This window comes from Anaerococcus sp. (assembly GCF_022770135.1).
Taxonomy (GTDB): Bacteria; Bacillota; Clostridia; order Tissierellales; family Peptoniphilaceae; genus Anaerococcus.
The window spans coordinates 1-20225 of sequence record NZ_JALEIL010000054.1 but is presented as its reverse complement, the minus strand read 5'-3'; the positions used below and the strand labels follow the sequence as shown (position 1 = coordinate 20225).

The 20225-nt window shown below is 37.1% G+C and carries 18 protein-coding genes; 3 read left to right on the top strand and 15 right to left on the bottom strand.

The genetic code is table 11. From position 1 onward, the window contains the following. Positions 1 to 9 precede the first annotated feature (9 nt). Positions 10 to 1371: a S41 family peptidase gene (locus tag MRZ08_RS02320; RefSeq protein WP_297378826.1), complete on the top strand. Its 1362-nt coding sequence runs from the start codon at positions 10 to 12 to the stop codon at positions 1369 to 1371. Between the two features lie 211 nt (positions 1372 to 1582). Here the strand turns inward: MRZ08_RS02320 and MRZ08_RS02315 are convergent, their stop codons facing one another. From MRZ08_RS02315 to MRZ08_RS02260, 12 genes are all read right to left on the bottom strand, one after another. After that, positions 1583 to 2665 carry a hypothetical protein gene (locus MRZ08_RS02315; protein WP_297378825.1) on the bottom strand — a complete coding sequence of 361 codons (1083 nt, stop codon included), beginning with the start codon at positions 2663 to 2665 and terminating at the stop codon, positions 1583 to 1585. 96 nt (positions 2666 to 2761) lie between these two features. Then, positions 2762 to 3685, bottom strand: coding sequence for a restriction endonuclease (locus MRZ08_RS02310; protein ID WP_297378823.1), 924 nt, complete (start codon positions 3683 to 3685; stop codon positions 2762 to 2764). 49 nt (positions 3686 to 3734) lie between these two features. Then, positions 3735 to 5825, bottom strand: a complete 2091-nt coding sequence (locus MRZ08_RS02305) for a DEAD/DEAH box helicase (RefSeq protein ID WP_297378821.1) — start codon at positions 5823 to 5825, stop codon at positions 3735 to 3737. Continuing rightward, a complete protein-coding gene (locus MRZ08_RS02300) occupies positions 5822 to 7147 on the bottom strand; it encodes an ATP-binding protein (RefSeq protein WP_297378820.1) in 1326 nt (441 codons plus the stop codon). The genes MRZ08_RS02305 and MRZ08_RS02300 overlap by 4 nt, the downstream gene beginning before the upstream one ends. Continuing rightward, a complete protein-coding gene (locus MRZ08_RS02295; protein ID WP_297378818.1) occupies positions 7134 to 8510 on the bottom strand; it encodes a tellurite resistance TerB C-terminal domain-containing protein in 1377 nt (458 codons plus the stop codon). Before MRZ08_RS02295 ends, MRZ08_RS02300 begins: the two co-directional genes overlap by 14 nt. 451 nt (positions 8511 to 8961) lie before the next feature. Then, a complete protein-coding gene (locus MRZ08_RS02290; RefSeq protein WP_297378816.1) occupies positions 8962 to 9816 on the bottom strand; it encodes a fructosamine kinase family protein in 855 nt (284 codons plus the stop codon). 66 nt (positions 9817 to 9882) lie between these two features. Then, on the bottom strand, positions 9883 to 10338 hold the full coding sequence (locus MRZ08_RS02285) for a MarR family transcriptional regulator (protein ID WP_297378814.1): 456 nt from the start codon (positions 10336 to 10338) through the stop codon (positions 9883 to 9885). 160 nt (positions 10339 to 10498) lie between these two features. Then, entirely contained in the window at positions 10499 to 11758 is a 1260-nt protein-coding gene (locus MRZ08_RS02280) for a CapA family protein (RefSeq protein ID WP_297378812.1), read from the bottom strand. Between the two features lie 4 nt (positions 11759 to 11762). Continuing rightward, positions 11763 to 12842: a spermidine/putrescine ABC transporter substrate-binding protein gene (locus MRZ08_RS02275; protein WP_297378810.1), complete on the bottom strand. Its 1080-nt coding sequence runs from the start codon at positions 12840 to 12842 to the stop codon at positions 11763 to 11765. Next, the gene (locus MRZ08_RS02270) at positions 12835 to 13644 is read right to left on the bottom strand and encodes an ABC transporter permease (protein ID WP_297378808.1); all 810 of its coding nucleotides are present in this window, start codon (positions 13642 to 13644) and stop codon (positions 12835 to 12837) included. The genes MRZ08_RS02275 and MRZ08_RS02270 overlap by 8 nt, the downstream gene beginning before the upstream one ends. Next, positions 13644 to 14435 carry an ABC transporter permease gene (locus MRZ08_RS02265; RefSeq protein WP_297378806.1) on the bottom strand — a complete coding sequence of 264 codons (792 nt, stop codon included), beginning with the start codon at positions 14433 to 14435 and terminating at the stop codon, positions 13644 to 13646. The genes MRZ08_RS02270 and MRZ08_RS02265 overlap by 1 nt, the downstream gene beginning before the upstream one ends. Next, entirely contained in the window at positions 14428 to 15540 is a 1113-nt protein-coding gene (locus tag MRZ08_RS02260; protein WP_297378804.1) for an ABC transporter ATP-binding protein, read from the bottom strand. The genes MRZ08_RS02265 and MRZ08_RS02260 overlap by 8 nt, the downstream gene beginning before the upstream one ends. A gap of 209 nt (positions 15541 to 15749) precedes the next feature. On the opposite strand from MRZ08_RS02260, the gene MRZ08_RS02255 reads away from it, so the two are divergent. Continuing rightward, positions 15750 to 16943: a dicarboxylate/amino acid:cation symporter gene (locus tag MRZ08_RS02255; protein WP_297378802.1), complete on the top strand. Its 1194-nt coding sequence runs from the start codon at positions 15750 to 15752 to the stop codon at positions 16941 to 16943. 2 nt (positions 16944 to 16945) lie between these two features. Then, positions 16946 to 18214, top strand: coding sequence for an L-serine ammonia-lyase, iron-sulfur-dependent, subunit alpha (locus tag MRZ08_RS02250; protein ID WP_297378801.1), 1269 nt, complete (start codon positions 16946 to 16948; stop codon positions 18212 to 18214). 71 nt (positions 18215 to 18285) lie between these two features. Here MRZ08_RS02250 and MRZ08_RS02245 read toward each other — a convergent pair whose 3' ends face one another. From MRZ08_RS02245 to MRZ08_RS02235, 3 genes are all read right to left on the bottom strand, one after another. Further along, positions 18286 to 19233 carry an L-lactate dehydrogenase gene (locus MRZ08_RS02245; protein WP_297378799.1) on the bottom strand — a complete coding sequence of 316 codons (948 nt, stop codon included), beginning with the start codon at positions 19231 to 19233 and terminating at the stop codon, positions 18286 to 18288. 178 nt (positions 19234 to 19411) lie between these two features. Continuing rightward, positions 19412 to 19564, bottom strand: a complete 153-nt coding sequence (locus tag MRZ08_RS02240) for a hypothetical protein (protein ID WP_015778156.1) — start codon at positions 19562 to 19564, stop codon at positions 19412 to 19414. 43 nt (positions 19565 to 19607) lie between these two features. Then, positions 19608 to 20225 (bottom strand): alpha/beta fold hydrolase (locus MRZ08_RS02235; protein ID WP_297378795.1); only part of this gene is annotated, 618 nt, incomplete at its 5' end.

The window sequence follows — 20225 nt, the reverse complement described above, 5'->3', positions numbered from 1 at the left end:
CGGTGAATTATGAGAAACAATAAGAAAAGATCTGATAGACGCAAGAAAAAAAGCGAAATCAGAATAGTAAAAAGTACGAGAAAAGATGGGCGAAGAAGACCACTTACAAGAAAACAAAGACTTCGTAGGAAGAAGATTATCAGAAGAAGAAGGATACTTGTTATAATCCTCCTTGCCCTAGTTTTTGCTCTAGGAAGCTTGATCTTTGGAAAGTTTAACTCCTACAAGTCCCCAGGCTATCCTAGCTTTAGGGACGAGGTTCTAGAAGGACTTACAGAAAATATCTTCGTAGGAAAAACCGATGGCAGAAGTCTAACCAGCGCCGAAAAGCTCGCTGATTTTGATAAGCTCTATGAAGCTATAATAAGAAACTACCCTGTAAGTAAGGCTAACAGAGATAAATTCGATCAATTCGCTAAGTCCCATGATGGTTTAAGAAAAAAAGTCAAAAACTCAAAGACAGACCAGGAATACTTTGATATTATAAAAGAGAGCCTTTCAATCCTAGAAGATCCCAAGACCTTCATTGTAGACAAGGATACTTACAACAATCTCTTTAACTTTTACAAAAACAATAAAGATACAAATATAGTCAAAGTCCTTGGCAATGACCAAGCTGTCGATAGGTACAAGAGGATGATCAACAAGGAAAACATCAATAGGGATATGATTACAGATAATCCTAAGGAGACGACCCTAATTGTTAGACTTCCTGACTTTACTTCAAAGAAGTTAGATGCTGATCTTGATTTAATTGCAGAAAAGCTTCAAAAGGGATCTATAGAATCAATAGTCTTTGACCTATCCAATAACACATCAATAGACTCATCCTATGTAAATGAGTTTGTAACATACTTTTTGGACAAGGACTATGAGGAGAGTAATATATTCTTTTATAGGGGAAGTCTTTTTGAAAATAAGCTCACCGACATAAAAGCAAATGATAAAAGTCCCTATACGACAGGTAAGGTCAAAAATCTCGCAGCCAAGTACAACAAGGAAGTAAATAACTTTGACCTAGATGATTATCTCTACTACGATCAAATCGAGCTTAAGCTTAAGAAAAAGGATGATTTCAAGAAAAGAAAAATATACGTCCTAACTAATGAGAATACAGCAAATCAAGCGATAAGATTTGCAGCAATTCTTAAAGAAAACGGAGCCTATACAGTTAAAAACGCCCTAAGTTCGGAGAAAACTCCTAACGATAAGATAGAACTCTTATCTCCTGATTTTCTTCTCTTAGACCATTCAGGCCTTATCATTGCCATAAACACTGAAATTAAGGCAAGTGAAGATAAGGTATTAGAATATGATCAGAGAATAAATAGTGAAAATCCAGACAAGGCAATGATGGATATAGTAAAATAAATAAATCCCTTAGAGATTCTCAGTTCAAGAGATGTCATCTGAGGGATTTTTTCTAGGAAATTTCCATAAAATTTAATATTCCACTTTCCTAATTTTTTAATTAATAAGAAATTTTATTATAGCTTGTAGAGAAATATTTTAATAATAAAATAATTTTAATCATAGAAAAAGCCCCTAGGCCATCCTAAAGGCTTAAGAAATTATTTTCTTTTTATTTTCTAACGAATTCTTTGGCTTTATTTTCGCCAAGTCTACCAGCGTAAGCTGATACTACTAGGGCAAGAACAAGTCCTACAAATACAAGTACTGATCCTGCGGATGCCTTGTTAGAAGCATCTTCTGCTCCCTTTTTAGCTCCTTCTACAGTTTCGTCAACTTTATCACTTGCTTCGTCTGAAAGCTTGTTGATTTCTTCACTTGCATTGTTAATTGTCTTTTCAGCTTCTTCTGAAGCTTCTTGTAAGCCATTGTAGATGTTTTCAGAAACTTCACTAGCTTCTTCTTCTGTAAGGTCTGTGTTTTGTGCTATTGCATTGTCAATCGCTTCCTTATCAGCAGAATCTGCTATTGTTTTTGCTCTTTCAGATAATGAATCTGTTAAATTTTTTATGATTTGATCTTTGTTTTCTGGGTTAAGGGCTAAATCCTTAACTGCAGCTGTGATTTCATCTCTAGATTCTTGAAGTTGTCCTTCTAGATATTCTGGTTGAAGTTCAGCAACTTCTGTATCTGATAAATATTGTTCAAGATTTCCTTTAAGTTCTTCTGTGTCAACATCTGAAATCTTAGCTCCTGCACTTTCAAGTGCCTTGCTTGCTGCATCTCCTGCAACATTTGAAACAGATCCTGCAACATTACCTACTGCATCTCCTGCAGTACCAGCAACAGAACCTATTACATTTCCTGCCATACCAAGGGCTGATGCTACTGCATTAAATACTAATGTTATTAGTAATAAAATTGTTACTGCCCAAGTAATAGCTCCGTGAAGAAGACCTGTTGATCTTGCAGAATATCCTGCAACAAATCCTCCTGCGCAGAATGCGATGATTAGGGTAATGATTGTCCAAATACCTGTTCCAACTCCAACTCCTGCCATTGGGTTTGCGCTTGTTGGTGCAAATAGGCCAAATCCTAGTGCTGCTGTTAGTAGGCTTAGAACAGTAAATACTGCTGCTGCACTTACAGCTCCTGCGAAAATTGAGCCCCAAGATAGGTTTTTACCAGCTTGAATAGGACTTGTTTCTTGTTCATATACAGCCCTATTAGCTCTTCTATTATTCTTTTCTGTCATTTTTCCTCCTTATGATATCAAATGATATACACTAATTCTTCAGAATTAATAAGCATCTCTCATGCTTGTCTTATATATATACCCAAATTTATCAAATTACCTACAATTTTTGTAAATTTCCTGCTCTCTTAGGATTTCTCCGACCATATCCCTGCCCTTTTGCATCTTCTTTATATTTTTGATATCGAGAATTATGACTTCATTTTCGATCAAATCATCCTTACTTTTTTCTGTAAGATAGGATGAATTTATAATAAGAATTGGCCTAAGCCTCGTATCTATGCCGGAAATTTTTCCTATCATCTCCTTGATAAAGTCTTCCCTTAATTTCTTTTCAAAATCATAATTTCTAATCTCAATTGCAAAGCGCTTGTCATCCTTTTTAGCATAGAGATCAAATCTATGACTTCTCTCAAACTCTTCCTGGAAGGGCTCTACCCTGTAGCCAGATTTCCTAAAGGCCTTGGCTATGAACTCCTCCGTAGTAAAGTCTAGGTTGATTTTTCTTAGGGCCTTCAAGAGATTGGTCGGATTTATCTTAAAAACTGCCCTATACTCTGTTCTTTCCCCATATCTTTTGATATCAAAGCCTATAACAAGATCATTTATCACATTGAAATTCCCGTGGGCTATGGCGTTTCTTATATGGCGGAGGAGGGCCATAGTCTTGGTTTCGCTATCATCTGCCAGGGTCATTACCAGCTTTTGCTCATCTACGCTTAGCTTTCCCCTAAATTTATTAGCGAGATTCTCCCCAATCTCTTCTGTAAAAAGCACATCCCTATCTTCTAATTTCATAGAAGCCATAATATCCTTGAAAATATAATCGTCATATTCTGGATTTAGTAGAAGGGGATTTGCCTTGGCCTGCTCGGATGTGATATTTGGTACATACCACAAGAGCATCTTTATGGCCTCATCAAGGTCGGGGCTTAATTTTATTGGAATTTCCTTATGCCTTATAGAAAAATCCATAAGCTTATTAGTCTTATTTATCTCAAACTTATCAGTAATTTGCATTTTACAACCTTCCTCTTAGTATCTACTAATATCTTACCCAAATATAAGTTTATCCTTCAATCTTCAAATAATCATAGGCTCCCTCAAGGTCAAGGAGGTTTTTCATGATGTATTTAATCTTAAGTTTTTCACTTACAAGGTCCATATACTTATTTCCCAAAAGATAGGCTCCGACAAGCTTAGGATTACTTTCTAGATAAGTTTGGATTTCACTCACTCCAACTGGATTTTTCCTAATTTCATTAAGTGTTTTTCTAATATTTTTTCCTCTAATGGTCGATGAAGAATCTATAAGCTTGTAAGTAGAAAGGCTAGACCTAATATTTAACATAAGGCTAATCGTCCTATTAAGCCTAGTTCCACGGAAGGTCCTAAGACCCTGTCCATCCTTATCATTAATGAGATAAAAACCTTCATTGTCAGGAGAAATATTCAAGCTATCGATTACTCCATTGATTTTTTCATTGAAGGAATATTTTTCTCTTTCTCCAACAATCTCTTCCATTTTTCTTCTAAGCTCATCAGATATATCTTCTTGGTTGGAAGATCCAAAGTCGGGAGCCTTCCCCTCTTCTGCCTTAGTTACAGTGATTTTTTTAGCCCTTAGGCTAATCGATTGAACTTCCCAGATGAGTCCTCCCAGATAGATTCCATCTCCCTTCTTTAGGTCGATTGATTTTTCTATCTCGCCAATTTTTCCTTTTTCATTAAAAACATGAAAATTATCCTTGCTTATAAATTGGTTGTAGAAAGATCCCATCTTAAGGAGCTTTTCACACTCTAGCCCTCCTATATACTCATTTTCCAGTCTTTCGATATATCCTTTTTCTACCATGTGCTCAGTAAGTTCTATAAATTCTTCATGGTCTATGCCAAAATCTAACTTCTTATCTAGAATTTCATAGTCTTCGATACTCAAGCCATTATTTTCCAAAAGAGTCGATAGGATTTGGTGAGCAAATACATCGTAAGCTTTCTCTATAGGATTGATTTTATCAAGCCTTCCTTCCTTAAAGAGAATAATTGTTGCAAGGGACTGGACTAGGTCCCAAGGATTTGTAGCTATTTGATGAAGGATTGACTTTCCAGTCTTTCTACCTGACCTTCCCAGTCTTTGGGCAAGGGATAGGACAGAAAATGTAGGTCCATACTGGCAAATCGAGTGGACACTTCCTATATCGATTCCTAGCTCCAGGGTTGATGTAGCACATATTATAAAATTCTCTCCCTTACTATTTTTGGCGAAGTCCTCTATTTCCTTTCTTTTATTCTTACTAACAGAAGAATGGTGGGAGAAGATTTGGGTCCTTAGTTTCTCTTCTCTTACTTTTCTCTTAAGCTTAACAGCAAGCTCTTCGACAAGCTTTCTTGAATTTGGGAAGGCTAGCATGGATCCATCGCTTGCAAAGGATAGAATTTGCTCTATTGATTTATCGCTTATGTTATTTTCCTCATTGTAAGAAATCGTAGCTTCTAGCTCATTTTTGGAGGAGTCTACGATTAATTTAGTCTCTCTATTATTCTTAAAAAATCCCTTACAAATATCGTAGTTTAAGTCTCCTGCTGTTGCAGAAAGTCCAATAAATCTAGGATTCTTGTCGGTGTAGGCAAGGATTCTCTTAAGGAGACTTCTAAGCTGGCATCCCCTATTTCCAGTAAGAAAGCTATGGATCTCATCGACTATTATATAATCTATTCCTTTAAATAAATTCCTCGCTTCAAAGCTTTTGTTTACAAAAATAGCCTCGAGCGATTCTGGAGTAATAAGGCAGATTCCCGAAGGATTTTCCAATAATTTTTCTTTTCTAGTCTGATTAGCTTCTCCGTGCCAGCTAGTTACACTTACTCCAATCTCATCACACAAGTCAAAGACTCTCTTAAACTGATCATTAATCAAGGCTATAAGAGGAGATATATAAAGAATCCTAAGACCCTTATCGAAGTCATTTGCTCTTGCTATGGCTGGAAGGAAGGCTGCCTCAGTCTTACCGGATGCTGTCGGAGCGATAAGGATGAGATTGTCTTCGCTTTCATAAAACTCTTTGATAGAAGCTTTTTGAATCTTAGTTAGACTTGGCCACTTATTCTTGTAGACAAACTCCCTCATAGGCCTTGATAATAGTAAATATGGATCTGTCATAGGATAAAGATATCGTCGTCGTGATCTTGGGGATCTTTTTCGACAGGACTTGATAAATTTTGAAATTTACTTGCTAAGATTTGATCTATACTTATATCAGGATTCTGTCTTTTAAGGTCTAGGATTTCAAGAAAGTCCTTGATTACTGCCCTAGGCGTAAGAAACTCCTTGGCTCCCGGCCTATTGAGCTGGCCTTCCATGTATCTTATGATAGTCTCCTTATCCATGTGGATTTCTTCCTTGTAGTTGATATTATAAATATTTAGGAGATTTTCAAGGAGAGTAAATATCTCTTCTTCTGTGAGGGGCTTAAGGATGAGGGCGGTCTTTTTGGTATTAATAAGCTTTAAGTCTTTATCATCAATGCTTCCAAGCCTTCCAGCAAGGGCCCCGTAGGAGCTCATCCCCCTCGACTCATCAAAGACTGTTGCCCTCGTTGCTCCAAAGTTTATGAAAAGATTCTTGGCTTTCCCGCTTTTGGCCTCGTTATAGATATTTAAGATCCTCTCATAATTTCTCTCGCGAGTTACGGATTGGGCAAGCTTATAGAGATTGACTGCCTCATCGAAATTAATCACAAAGCCAGAAAATCCAATTGAATGGAAAAGTTCGGAGAGATTTTTGATAGCCTCGAAGTAATTGTCATCATTGATAATCTCTCCTATACCAAGCTCTCTTTTGGCCTCTGTCTTTGTAGAAATATCTCCCCTAAGCCAGCGAATAGCCTTAGTCTTAAGGTCCCTATCATTACCTACAAGGCCTTCGTAGTATTTTACAATAGCCTGGCCCATCTCATAGGAAAGACCCACCGAGTCAAAGGCATCTATTGCATCGAGGATTTTTTCTTCAACGTCCTTTTTGTATTCTCCCTTGATTAAGTCTTTCATTTCCCAAAGATTCTCACTAGAAAGCTCTGTGAAGATTTTCATAATCCACTCTTCTACAATCTCTCCTAGGACATTTCCGCTCCTTTTAGTCTTGGTCTTGATATTATCAGCAATCTCCCTATAAAGGGCCTGAGCCTTCTTATCTGTTGCGTAAAACCTCCTCTGTGGAGCGAGGTCTATGGTAGATGTAACGAAGTTTTTGGATAAGGCGAGCTGTTCTATTGTAGCAAGCATAAAGGACTTACCTGAACCGAAGTCGCCTACCCAAAACCTAAGGTCACTTCCGCCTTTGCTTACTTCATCAAGGACTCCAATTATCTCTTCTACTTCAGCACGCCTTCCTACAAGGAGGTGCTCTATGCCCATATTGGGTACAATCCCTGCCTCTAGGGATTTGATTATAACTTGTGCTTGTTTAGGATTAATCTTTGCCATCTATAATCTCCTTAATCATTTCTACATAGAAAGAATCTATACTTACCTTCCCATCTTCATTTATCAAAGTCTGATCATCTATATAATCAAACAATTCATCATTTATATCTCCTATAAAGGAATTGAGGATTTTCCCCTCTTCTAGAGCGATTTCACTAGCCTCATCTTCCCCAACCGATCCTTTTTCGAGGATTAATTGAAGAAAGGTTTTGCTAGTTTCGCTAATAGAAAGACCCTCATTTACTTTATTTTCTTGGTTCACTTTTCTATCATCTTCTGTAATTATATCTTCTCTAGGAACTTCTTCATAAGATAAAGCGTCACTGTCGGATAAAAAGTCTTCAACTATACTTACTGTTTCATCCAAGTCCTTCCTCGAATCAGCAAGTTTTGACTTATCGATTTGGATCCTCTTTTTAGGTTTCTTATCGAGTTTTAGGATTTCATCTATAAGCTCAATCGACATCTCTCTCGTATCTACAAGTTTAATAAAACGATCATAGTTTTCTTCATGAATAAAATCTAAAAGCTTATTTTTATCTTTGTTTTGAATCTTTCCGTACTTAAACAAATAATAAAAGCCAAGGGCCTTAGTCGGAGGAAAGTCTGACCTAGTTAGATTTCTAGAAAGTTTTTCTATATCAACTAGGTCCTTGTGGCTTTCGACGAAACTAATTTGCTTACTTAGATCAGCTTCTAGGATATAGCTAGTCCAGTCCTTTATCTTTGCTGGATTTGCTATGAGGTAGTCTTCGAAAATTTCTTCTTTTCTCGACTCTTTTATATTTTCATAGAAAAAATCTAGCTCTCTTAGGAAATATTCAAGCAAATCCATGGAGTCATTTTTTTCTAAAACTTCTACCTGCTTACTGGAATCTATTTTAGCATAAATCCAAAAATCTTCCCTGAACTTTTCCTCTGTAACTAGAAGGAGGGCTTCTAGAATAGATTTAGAAAGAGTGTAGGGACTTATGTATTTTCTGATTTTTCCTGTATCGAGACTGTCTTCATCTAGAGCTTTCTTTACTATAGTGAGATAGGCTTCTACAAGGAGGTCTCTTGAAGCTTTATGGGTCCAAACTTGGTTAGCCCTACGACTTACCTGACTTATAAGTTTCATCTCTTCTCTCGTATAGGTTAGTTTATGAAAAAGATCCTTATATTCTGACCAAAAGCCCAAGTAATCATCTGAATCCTCATATGAGATATTCCTAGGTCTTTCTTCTTTCTTATCTTCAATATTAAAATTAAATTCTACCTTGCCTAGCTTTCTCTTATAATTTTTTTTCTTAGATTTCTTATCTAATCTCTGTAAGTCTTTGAGCAAGCCGTCTATTAGGTCGACTACATCATCTATCTTCATAAGCCCTCCTTCAAAATCCTCTTCCTTTCATTATACTTCTTTATATAATTTGTCTTTTATATGAGGACACAAAAAAGCTGGCAAAGCCAGCTGCAGACTGTAGACAAAGTAGGTTTAATTAAATTTTTTATTTTTAACTTACCCTTGTCTCGACTAGTTAAATGTGCCTTAAATGGCACATTTAACCCTAAAACCAAAGGTTATATCCGATATTGGGTTTTAGTGTGAGTGAAACGAACGCATGGAGAGACCTCATTAGATTTCTCCACTCACTACGTACTCTGACTCGTTACTTAGTAACTCTTCCGTGCTTCGCACTAGTCAGAGGGGCAAATATCCAAATCAATGGATATTTACCCAGTCGAAATAAGGGATTTCTACTATTTATTTAGCCTCAAGCTAGCAAAGCCAGCTGATTATCAAAAACATTTTTAAAGTAAATCTTAAAATCCTACTTGTCCGAACTTTTCGATAAAATTTTCTCCATTGATAAATCTACTGAAGACCTATACATATTCCCAAATTTGTGTAAATGAACCATAAGGAGGTAAAGCCTATAGAACTCTAATCTCATAGCCCTTTCAGGATCTTTTTTAACATCCTTTAAATAGGTCCTATAGAAATTATCATCAAAGCCTGAAAACACTGTACTTACTCCTATATCAAACTCCCAATCTCCATAGAGAGGAGCGGGATCAAAAAGATAGGCCTTGCCCTCTACAGAAAACATGGCGTTGCCTGGCCACAAGTCTCCATGAAGGAGGACAGGCTCGCTTTCTCGTCTTCTAAGATAGGCATCAATCACTTTCCTAGTCTTCTCGTAAGTAGCTAGGTCTTCACTCGACCAGATTTTTCCTTCACTTAGCTTATCTTTGAGCTTATCCAGCCTTTCTTCTAAAAAGACTTCCCTCCAAGTTTCCTTAAAGGCATTGGAAAAAGAAATTGATGAACCTCGATAGGCAAAGTCAAAACCGAACTTTCCCGTAGGACTTGATATTTGGTGGACCATCTTAAGCTCTCTAGCAAGATCTCCTTGGTCAAGCCATCTTCCCTCTTCTATATAATCTAGGAGAAGATAGGCCCCCTCATCGCTTACTCCACTATCTAAGACCCTAGGGGCATTTACTCTGTTTTCTTCAAAAAGCTTAAGGCCTGCAATTTCTGCCTGGAAGAAGTTATTATCTCCCCCTCTTTGAAGCAGAAGGAAATATGGGCCCTTGTCTGTGTAGACCTTAAAGGCCTCGTTCACATCTCCTCCCTTCACGCTTCTTATATCATAGGCACCATCTATATTTAAATCTATCACATTATCACCTCCTATAACTCTTACCCAAAATAAAAAAGCCATACCAGAATCACTGATATGACAATATTATTCTATTGATTTGATTTTATTATCTTGCCATTCCAAAACGGATTCAACCATTTTGTCTAGGACTTTGTTGAAGATTCCTATAGACTCGTCGTCAATCTTATCAGTAGCTTCCTTGATAAATTCTTCACTAACATGAGAAATATTATCAAGCTCCTCTACTCCCTTTTTTGAAAGGCTTATTGATTTTCTTCTCATGTCTTCTTTATCTGGCTTGCGTTCGATTAAACCGTCCCTTTCCATCCTGTCTAGGAGGCCTGTCATAGTGGACTCTCTAATGTTCATCTGCTTGGCCAAATCTTTTTGGTTAGTCGACCCGGCCGAATTTATATAATACATCGCAATGCACTGGCTTCTAGTAAGTCCGTACTTTAAAACGACATTGTTAAAGGCATCGTTCATTATCTTAGCTGCTTTTGCTGTTGCAAAGGGCATATATTCTTCAAATTTTAACATAATCTCTCCTTTTGACACCCAAATATGGGGTCTTCTCAATTTGAGGTGGATAGCCTCATGTAATGATTATATCAAGGATAGGGTCTTAAGTAAAGTTTGCTTGGGTAAGAAATAATTAGAAAAAGCCTAAATATATATATTTAGGCCCTTCTAAAAATATTTACTCTTCAATTTCCCTATACAAGGTCTCAAGGTTCATATCATATCCTAGTCTAATTAAATCTTGAGTACCGTAATCAAGAGTTGCCATCAAATCATCGTCATCAAGGTATCTTGTAGCAACATAAGTCTTATCTAGGTAGCCATACTCGTCAAAGGACCTATCTACTATAGTTGTATGGGACTTAAAGGATTTAATCCTAGCCTTATCTCCTGGCTTTTTTTCAATATTACACTCGACAAGGAGACCCTGCTCAACCCTGTAGTCTCCCTCGAAGGCTTCAGCCTTTTGGTTCGAGAGAAGATTTCCTAAAGAGTAATAGATTAATCCACTCCTGCCATCCTTACTCTCGTAGACTTCTTGAGGCTGGATTACGTGAGGGTGGTTTCCTATAACTAGGTCTGCTCCCCAGTCAACCATATCGTGGGCAAGCTCTATTTGATCTTCTCTTGGATAAGATGAGTACTCTTCTCCCCAGTGAGGATAGACTACTATAAGGTCAACATCTTTCTTCTTAAGTTTTTCAATATCAGTTTTTACTTGATGAGGAGAAAGGGTATTTACCATATCTTCTTTCTCTTTGCTGTCTAGGAGATAGTCGTTGCCATTTAGGATTTCAGTATATGAAAGAACTCCTATCTTTATTCCATTTACTTCTTTTATAACATAAGGTCTGTAGGAAGACTCACTTGTTCCAACATAGTCTATGCCATGTTTTTTGATAGCTTGAATCGTGCTAGTTAGTCCCTCAACTCCTGTATCGAGACAGTGGTTGTTGGCTGTTGTCATAAGATCTACTCCACTATTTTTAATAGCCTCATAGATATTTTCGTTAGAGTTAAACAAAGGATAGCCCGATACTTCGTAGTCTCCATTTACACTAAATTCGTTATTTAGCATGAAGAAATCATAGTCTTTGGCAAAATCCTTGATATCTTCAAAGGATCTCGAGTAATCATAGTCTCCTTCGCCGTAGTTTAAGGCGTAGTCATTGATTGGCATATGAGGAATTATATCTCCACCAAAGAGGAGCTTGGCTTCCTTTGTTTCTTCCTTCTCTTCGTCTTTTTGTTTTTTGTTTTTTTCAATATAGGCATCAATTTCTGGATACCTTTTGTTTCTTACATCGTCCTTCTTAATCCTTCTTTCAAAGTCTTTCTTGTTTAGGGCATCGTCTTTTGAATTTTCTGCCATATTACAAGCTACAAGACTTGTGATTATAAGAAAGATTAGGGGAAATATTCTTAGTTTCTTTTTCATATTATCACTCTGCCTGTGGTGAAATCTTAAGGTCTAGGAAAAGATCATTATATAAAATAGTGCTTTCCTTATCTAGGGCCTTGAAGACTTCTAGTTTATTTATAATTTCATCGTCTGGATAAAGAGTCTTATCGCATCGAGCCTCAGGATCTATTAAATCCATAGCCTTCTTGTTTGGGGTCGCATACCAAATATAGTCTGCATTTTGGGCTGCATTTTCTGGCTCTAGCATGAAGTTGATAAAGGCATAGGCAGCCTCTTTGTTCTTGCTAGTTTTAGGGATAACCATATTATCAAACCAAATATTAGATCCCTCCTTTGGTATAACATAGGAAAGATTGTCGTTAGATTCGATGGCGTTTGAAGCATCTCCTGAAAATGTTATGCCGACATTGGCCTCTTCTAGGGCCATATACATCCTTATCTCGTCAGCAAGGATGGCCTTAACATTTCCCATAAAGCCTATTAGCTCATCCCTTATTTCTGTAAGCTTAGCTGGATCTTCAGTATTTAGGCTTAAGTTATTTGCAAGTAGTCCTATCCCTAAAGTCTCACGAGCTCCATCGAAGCTTAGGATTTCTCCCTTAAACTTTGGATCCCACAAGTTCTTCCAAGATTCAAAGTCCGATTCCTCATATTTCTTAGTATTATACAAAATACCAAATGTTCCCCAAAGATATGGAATGGAATATTCATTTCCAGGGTCATATTCCCTATCTAGAAATCTCTCATCGATATTGGAAAGGCCCTTTATCTTCGAGTGATCTAGCTTTTCTATAAGCCCCTGATCTCTCATCATCTCAACTGCATATTCGCTAGGAATACAAATATCAAAGTCGGTTGATTCTTGTTTAATCTTGGTAATCATGGCCTCATTTGAATCGAAAGTTTCCATCACTACATTAAAGCCAGTTTCTTCCTCAAACTTATCCAAAAGATCAGGATCTATATAATCTCCCCAATTGTATAAGTAAAAGGTATTCGCCCCTGTCGTTTCCTTTTCTCCGAGAAGTATCGACTTAAGACCTAGAAGGAGGAAAATTCCCACAATACATGCTAGGAAAAATTTGTATACCTTATTCATCAACTTTCCTCCTTTCCATAATCTTCATCTCCCTTTGGCTGATAAAATAATAAATCACTACCAATAAGAGAGATGCGAGAAACATCAAGGTCGATAGGGCATTTATCTCAAGGGAAATCCCCGTCCTAACTCTAGAGTAAATCTCAACAGAAAGGGTCGTAAAGCCAGATCCTGTTACGAAAAATGTAACTGCAAAGTCATCCAAGGAGTAGGTCAAGGCCATGAAAAATCCAGTCAAAACCCCACTTGTAATATTTGGTAGGATGATTTTATTAAGGATTGTTATATCACTTGCACCCAAATCTTCTGCCGCAAGAATCATAGAAGGATTTAGGCTATAAAGCCTTGGCAAAACCATAAGAACTACAATAGGAATTGAGAAGGCTATGTGGGAGAGTAAAACTGTCATAAAGCCCATTGGTATCTTTATAAGGAAGGTAAAGAGAACCAAAAAGCTTGCTCCCATCATAACATCGGGCATAACCATAAGGACTGAGTTGAAGTTTAGGACTCTTTTTCTAATCCTCTCACTTCTAAGATAATATATGGCTATTGCTCCAATGGTCCCGATAATAGTTGCAATAAGACTTGATAGAAGCCCCAATACTATAGTATTTATTACAATTGTCCAGAGCCTAGTATCATGAAAGACTTCCCTGTAATGGTCCAGGGAAAAGCCTAGGAAAGAATTCATATTATTCCCACTATTGAAGGAAAAGAATATGAGATAGGCTATGGGCAGATACAGGAGGATAAAGATAAATATTAAATATAAATCTGAATTTTTAAATTTTTTCTTCATTAATTTTTATCCTTTCTAGCATTTAGGCCACTCATTACTACAAACATAAGCACGATTAGGACAAGGCCGATAGTTGCTCCCATGCCCCAGTTTTGGGTAACCAGATAATGCTCCTCAACCGCAGTTCCCAGGGTTATAATCTTATTTCCTCCTATAATTCTCGTAATTAGAAAGAGGGATAGGGATGGAATAAATACGGCCTGGCTTCCAGCTATTACTCCATCCATAGAAAGGGGTAGGATAATTTTCCTAAAAGTCTGCCACCTGCTTGCCCCCAAGTCCTCACTTGCAATTAGATACTCGTTTGGAATCGAATCAAGGGACCTAAAGATTGGAAGAATCATAAAGGGAAGCTCTACATAAGAAGCTACCAAAACAAAGGCCGGGTTGGTGAACAAAAGCCCCTCGCTTACTAGAGAAAATATCTGGGCAATGGGTCCGTTTTTGCTCAAAAGTCCGATAAAGGCATAGGCCTTTAGCAAAAGATTAATCCAAGTCGGAAGGGTAACCAAAAGGAGGAAAAACTCCTTGTTTTTTGAATTAGTCAGAAAATATGCAAAGGGATAGGCCAAAATCAAGGTCGTTATAGTTATCAAAAATGCCGTCAAGAATGAATTTAGGGTCATTTTGATATAATTTCCTGAAGTAAAATAGGCAAGGTAGTTGTCAAAGGTAAAGTTGCCATAAATATCAAAAAATGATTGATATAAGAGCATGGCGATAGGAGCAATTATAAAAAGTGCGATCCACAAATAATATAGGCTTGATAGGGCTCTGTATTTTTTATTCATCGTCATCTCCTATGGCATATTTCTCGATTCTCTTATCGAAGTCATCTTCTGATTCGTTAAATCTCATTACATGGATATCGCTAGGATCTATGGAAATTCCCACAACATCACCTTCTTCAAATCTCTTGGTAGTATGGATCTTCCACCTAAAGTCATCTTCGTCAAAGCAAATTAGCTCATTGAAGACTCCCCTAAACAAGACATTGTCCACACTCATCTTAATATCAGCATCCTCATCCTTTGAGACATTGATATCCTCGGGTCTTATAACTACTTCTACCTTCTCTCCCTTAGGAATTCCTGCATCCTCGCAGGCAAAGTCCTTGTTGGAAAACTCTACTAGATAGTCATCTTTCATCACGGCACTTAGGATATTGCTCTCTCCGATAAATTCCGCAACATATCTATTGATTGGCTCATCGTAGATGTCTGTAGGCGAACCCGATTGGACGATTTCTCCCTTATCCATTACGAAAATCTCATCAGATAGGGCTAGGGCCTCTTCCTGATCGTGAGTTACAAAGACAAAGGTAATACCAAGCTCCCATTGGATATTTGATAGGAGGACTTGCATGGACTTTCTAAGCTTCATATCAAGGGCTGACAAAGGCTCATCCAAAAGCAAAACGTCTGGTCGATTAACTATAGCACGAGCTATAGCAACTCTCTGTCTTTGCCCTCCTGACATTTGGGAGATTTTTCTTTTCTCAAAGCCAGAAAGATTTACCATATCGAGGGCCTTTTTGACCTCTTCTTTGATCAGTTTCTTATCCATCTTCTTTATATTTAAGCCGAAGGCAACATTATCGTAGACATTCATATGAGGAAAGAGAGAATAATTCTGGAAAACTGTATTTACCTTTCTCTTGTTGGCTGGAGTATTACTTACATCCTCCCCATTTATAAATACATCCCCACTAGTTTGCTCGACAAAGCCTGCTATTATATTTAGTATTGTAGTCTTTCCGCAACCTGATGGGCCCAAAAGTGTGTAAAACTTCCCCTTCTCAAGCTCAAGATCTACCGTTTTTAAAACTAGTTCATCATCATAAGACTTTGTGACATTTCTTAAGACGACACTTTTATTAGAAAAATTATTTTCCATCTTCCCTCCTACTTTCTTCTTATCTTATAGAAAAGTATACCATAAAATCATAATCTTTTTATAGCTTTATTAAATATTTTCCAAGAAAGGAGAATAATATTTCCCCTTGATTCCCTTACAAATAGGCTTATCTTGTGAAAACTTTTTCTTGACCGAAAATTTCCTATAGCTTATAATTTACTTATAAATATATTTATTAGGAGGTCTTTATGTCAGACGCAAAAGTCAAAAAATCATTTCTTAACAGCTTACTTTTTAAGCTAATTATAGCCATTGCTATAGGAATTTTCCTAGGTGATATTGCAAACGAAGGTGCAATACAGGTGATTTCTACAATCAAAAATATTTTGAGCAATCTAATCAACTACATAGTACCTATCATAATCCTTGCCTTTATTACCCCAGCTATAGTATCCTTAAACGAAAGTGCGGGTAAGGTCTTATCCCTAACCTTAATTATTTGCTATCTTTCATCAGTGGGAGCAGCACTATTCTCCTTTGTTGCCGGAACTGTCATTATCCCTCACCTTAACATAGTAAGTGCAACAGAAGCTGGAAAGAAGATCCCTGAGATTTTATTCCAAATGGATATCCCTTCCATCATGCCTGTAATGACAGCTCTTGTCACTGCAATTCTATTCGGTCTTGCTGTAATTTGGACCAAATCTGAAACTTGGGCAAATCTTTTAAGAGAGTTCAACAATATGGTTCTTGAGATTGTAAATAGAGTAATCATTAAAGTATTACCTTTCTATATAGCTACAACCTTCGCAGAACTTTCCTATGAAGGAGTAATCCTAAGCCAATTCCCAGTATTTCTCAAGGTCATAGTTATTGTAATTTTAGGCCACTATATTTGGTTATTCCTACTTTATGCCTTAGGCGGAATATTTTCTAAGACCAATCCTATGGAAGTATTAAAATACTATCCACCAGCCTATGTTACTGCCCTTGGAACAATGTCTTCAGCTGCAACACTTTCAGTTTCACTTCAATGTTCAAGAAAAGCCAAGACCTTAGATCCTAAGATTAGAGACTTCGTTGTTTCACTTTGCTCTAACACCCACCTTTGTGGTTCAGTCCTTACAGAAACATTTTTCGTAATGATAGTAAGCCAAGTCCTCTATGGCTCTCTTCCAAGCACAGGAAATATGATTCTTTTCATCCTCCTTCTTGGAATATTTGCTATAGGAGCACCTGGAGTTCCTGGAGGAACTGTTATGGCCTCTTTAGGTCTTATCACTTCTATTCTTGGATTTGATGCGACTGGAACTGCCCTAATCCTTTCAATCTTTGCTCTCCAAGATTCCTTCGGAACAGCTTGTAACATCACAGGAGATGGAGCTATCGCCCTAATGGTTACCGGACTTTTGGGTAAGGTTCCAAAGGGGGAAAGGGCCTAGTTATGACTGACTTTAAAGAGTTAATCAAAGAAGAGCTAATACCAGCTACAGGTTGTACTGAACCAATTGCTATCGCTTACGCATCAGCTAAGGCAAGAGAGGTCCTAGGATCTGATCCAAAAAAAATCACAGCAAATCTTTCTAGCAATATCATAAAAAACGCCAACTCTGTAACCGTCCCTTCCACCATGGGTAGGAAGGGGATAGAGATATCAGTAGTTGCTGGTATATATTTAGGAGACCCTAATAGGGAACTTGAAGTCCTAGCAGATGTCGACAAGACTAAGCTTGATTTCTGTGATAAGATTATAGAAGAAGGCCTGGTAAGGGTAAATCTCGCTAAAGACCACGAGGGGCTTTTTATCCAAATCATCCTAGAAAATAAAGAGTCTACAGCAAGTGTCACTATAGCAGATAGCCATACCAATATCATAGAAATAAAAAAGGACGGCAAACTAATCTATCAGAAGGAAAAGGAAGAAGCAGAAAAAGAGGAAATAAATTTTTCTTTCGATAGGGTTTATGATTTTGCTAAAACTTGTGATTATTCTGATATCAAGGAAATCCTCGATAGGCAAATTTCCTTTAATGAAAAAATCGCAGAGGAAGGAATCAAAAACAACTGGGGAGCTAATATAGGAAAACTCATCCTAAATAATGACACGTCAAACTACTACGAAAAGCTCGCTGCCTTTGCCGCAGCTGGATCCGATGCTAGGATGAACGGATGCGAGCTTCCTGTTATTATAAATTCAGGATCAGGAAATCAAGGAATTACCACATCAGTTCCTGTAATCCTGTATGCCAGAGACAATGATTTCTCAGAAGATGAACTCTACAGGGCCCTTATATTTTCAAACCTAATTGCCTTATATATCAAAAACAAAATAGGTAAGCTTTCTGCCTACTGTGGAGTAGTCTCTGCCTCTGCTGCATCCATCGCTTCCATTGCTTTTCTAAACAAGGAAGATAAGAAGATTATAGAAGATACGATTACTAACGCCCTAGCCGTAAACTCGGGCATAATATGTGACGGTGCCAAGTCCTCTTGTGCTATGAAGATCGCTTCAAGCCTTAGAAATGCGAGCCTTTCTTATATGCAGGCCAAAACTGACAATTCCTTTGAAGTAGGAGATGGCATAGTCAAAGAAAATATAGACAAAACGATTGAAACAGTTGCAAGAATTGCAAAATACGGAATGAAAAAGACTGACGAAGTCGTCCTAAGCGAGATGATAGGCAAGGACGACTATCTCAAAGACTTTGAATAAAATAAGCTCCTGACTAGGCTTTCCTAATCGGGAGCTTTAATTATTAATTAAGTTTATTCTAATTGATCTTCTTATCTATTTTTCTTTAAATCTGCCAGCAAGAAGTTTTCCTTAAGGTCCCTACAAGACTTATCAAACATGTCTTGTTCTCTTTTATCTATGGGCATCTCTAGAATCTTTTCCGCCCCATTTCTACCGATTACAGTAGGTACTCCTGTATAGAGGCCCTCGTTCTTATACTCGCCATTAAGCTTAGCTGAAGCCATAAGAACTCTATTCTCATCAAGAAGGATTGCTCTAGTAAAGGCTAGAAGGCAATTAGCTATACCAAAGTGGGTCGCACCCTTGCCCTTGATAATCCTAAAGGCCTTATCTCTGATTAATTCACCAACCTTATCCTTGTAGGAATCGTCTATATTTTCGATAAATTGACCGATTCCAATTCCATTGATATTGGCATTTGACCAAACAGCCACAGAAGAGTTGCCATGCTCTCCTATAACATAGGCGTTGATATCAGCTACATTAAAGCCTGTTTCAAGGGCAAGATATTGGGCAAATCTTGCTGAGTCAAGACTCGTTCCAGTTCCTACGATTCTTTCAGGAGAAAAGCCTGAAACTTCCTCCACAACCCTTGCTATAACATCAACTGGATTTGTTGCAAGAAGGATTACTCCGTCGTAGCCATTTTCTACAACTTTTGGGATTGTGTCTAGGACCATCTCTGTTGCAATCTTGATATCATCAAGCCTATTTACTAGATTTTTCTGGCTATTACCATAGGCGAGTACTACAAGGTCTGCGTCTTTACAATCCTCGTAGCTTCCACTTCTAACTAGAGTTGCTGATGGTGTTAGGACTGTCGAATCCAAAAGGTCGTTTACATCAGCTACTTCCTTATCTTTTCTTATATCTATAATTACAAGCTCGCTTGCAAGAGTTGAATTGACTAGAGAAAAAGCATAGGAGCTACCTACGAAACCATCCCCTATCAAGACAACTTTATTTCTATTATTCATAATTCCTCCTCATGTTTTCTACCTATTTACTTTACACCTTTAAGCTTTTCTATAAAGTAAATAGCGTAAATATAAGTTTAAATCAATGAGAGGATTTTTAGAAAATAAAAAGCCAAAATCCCAAGGCTATGACTCATTAAAAGTCTAGACCGAGAGATTTTGGCTATTCTTATTTATTTTATTTATCAGGATTTTTGTATCCTTCTTCTACTATTTCTTCACCAGTACAAGTGTTGAATTTCTTTCCATTAAACTTTTCAACTCCGCAATATTCACCGTCTTTTATATTCTTTTCTTCTTTTTTGATATCTTTTTCTTTCTTTTCAGTCATAATATCCTCCTGTTCTTGCTATTATTTTACCCATATTTAACGATTAGTCTTCTAAAATTTTTAGAATATCTTCATAAACCATATCTTTTTTTGTTTCATTTAGGATTTCGTGTCGCATTTTGTCATATGTTTTATTTGCTATATTTTTATATCCTAAAGCTTTTAAGAGACTTAGAGATCTACCTACTCCCTTTTCGCCTTTTGTTATCATATCATCTCTTCCAGTTAAGTTATATATTGTAAGATCTCTGTTCTTCATCTTATATTTTGATTTTTGGGATAATTTTTTGTTTATTTCTATAAGAACCTTAGTGTAACCGATGGTAAAGTTAAAGATTCTCATTGGATCATTGTATTTATCAACTCTATTTTTCTCATCATAAGATATAAAGTCTAGTGAATCATCACCGGTTCCAACTATATGATTAATTATATTTGATCTTTGATGACTTCCTATATAAAAACAAAATACATTTGCAAAGAAAAAGGCAAACTTAGAAAATCCATTTGGCGGTGGAGTTCCAGTTAGGATAAGTCTATTTATCAAATCATCATTTTCTTGTAAAAATACCCTAGCTGTCATAGATCCCATAGAGTGACCCAACATGTATATTGGCACATCTTTATATTTAGCCTTTATATATTTTGTGACCATAGATGT

Bases quoted from the DNA above. Each gene is read 5' to 3' on its own strand.
- MRZ08_RS02240 (WP_015778156.1), bottom strand. From the start codon at position 19,564: ATGACTGAAAAGAAAGAAAAAGATATCAAAAAAGAAGAAAAGAATATA.
- MRZ08_RS02260 (WP_297378804.1), bottom strand. From the start codon at position 15,540: ATGGAAAATAATTTTTCTAATAAAAGTGTCGTCTTAAGAAATGTCACA.
- MRZ08_RS02300 (WP_297378820.1), bottom strand. From the start codon at position 7,147: ATGGCAAAGATTAATCCTAAACAAGCACAAGTTATAATCAAATCCCTA.
- MRZ08_RS02285 (WP_297378814.1), bottom strand. From the start codon at position 10,338: ATGTTAAAATTTGAAGAATATATGCCCTTTGCAACAGCAAAAGCAGCT.
- MRZ08_RS02280 (WP_297378812.1), bottom strand. From the start codon at position 11,758: ATGAAAAAGAAACTAAGAATATTTCCCCTAATCTTTCTTATAATCACA.
- MRZ08_RS02265 (WP_297378806.1), bottom strand. From the start codon at position 14,435: ATGAATAAAAAATACAGAGCCCTATCAAGCCTATATTATTTGTGGATC.
- MRZ08_RS02275 (WP_297378810.1), bottom strand. From the start codon at position 12,842: ATGAATAAGGTATACAAATTTTTCCTAGCATGTATTGTGGGAATTTTC.
- MRZ08_RS02255 (WP_297378802.1), top strand. From the start codon at position 15,750: ATGTCAGACGCAAAAGTCAAAAAATCATTTCTTAACAGCTTACTTTTT.
- MRZ08_RS02270 (WP_297378808.1), bottom strand. From the start codon at position 13,644: ATGAAGAAAAAATTTAAAAATTCAGATTTATATTTAATATTTATCTTT.
- MRZ08_RS02305 (WP_297378821.1), bottom strand. From the start codon at position 5,825: ATGACAGATCCATATTTACTATTATCAAGGCCTATGAGGGAGTTTGTC.
- MRZ08_RS02250 (WP_297378801.1), top strand. From the start codon at position 16,946: ATGACTGACTTTAAAGAGTTAATCAAAGAAGAGCTAATACCAGCTACA.
- MRZ08_RS02295 (WP_297378818.1), bottom strand. From the start codon at position 8,510: ATGAAGATAGATGATGTAGTCGACCTAATAGACGGCTTGCTCAAAGAC.
- MRZ08_RS02310 (WP_297378823.1), bottom strand. From the start codon at position 3,685: ATGCAAATTACTGATAAGTTTGAGATAAATAAGACTAATAAGCTTATG.
- MRZ08_RS02245 (WP_297378799.1), bottom strand. From the start codon at position 19,233: ATGAATAATAGAAATAAAGTTGTCTTGATAGGGGATGGTTTCGTAGGT.
- MRZ08_RS02320 (WP_297378826.1), top strand. From the start codon at position 10: ATGAGAAACAATAAGAAAAGATCTGATAGACGCAAGAAAAAAAGCGAA.
- MRZ08_RS02315 (WP_297378825.1), bottom strand. From the start codon at position 2,665: ATGACAGAAAAGAATAATAGAAGAGCTAATAGGGCTGTATATGAACAA.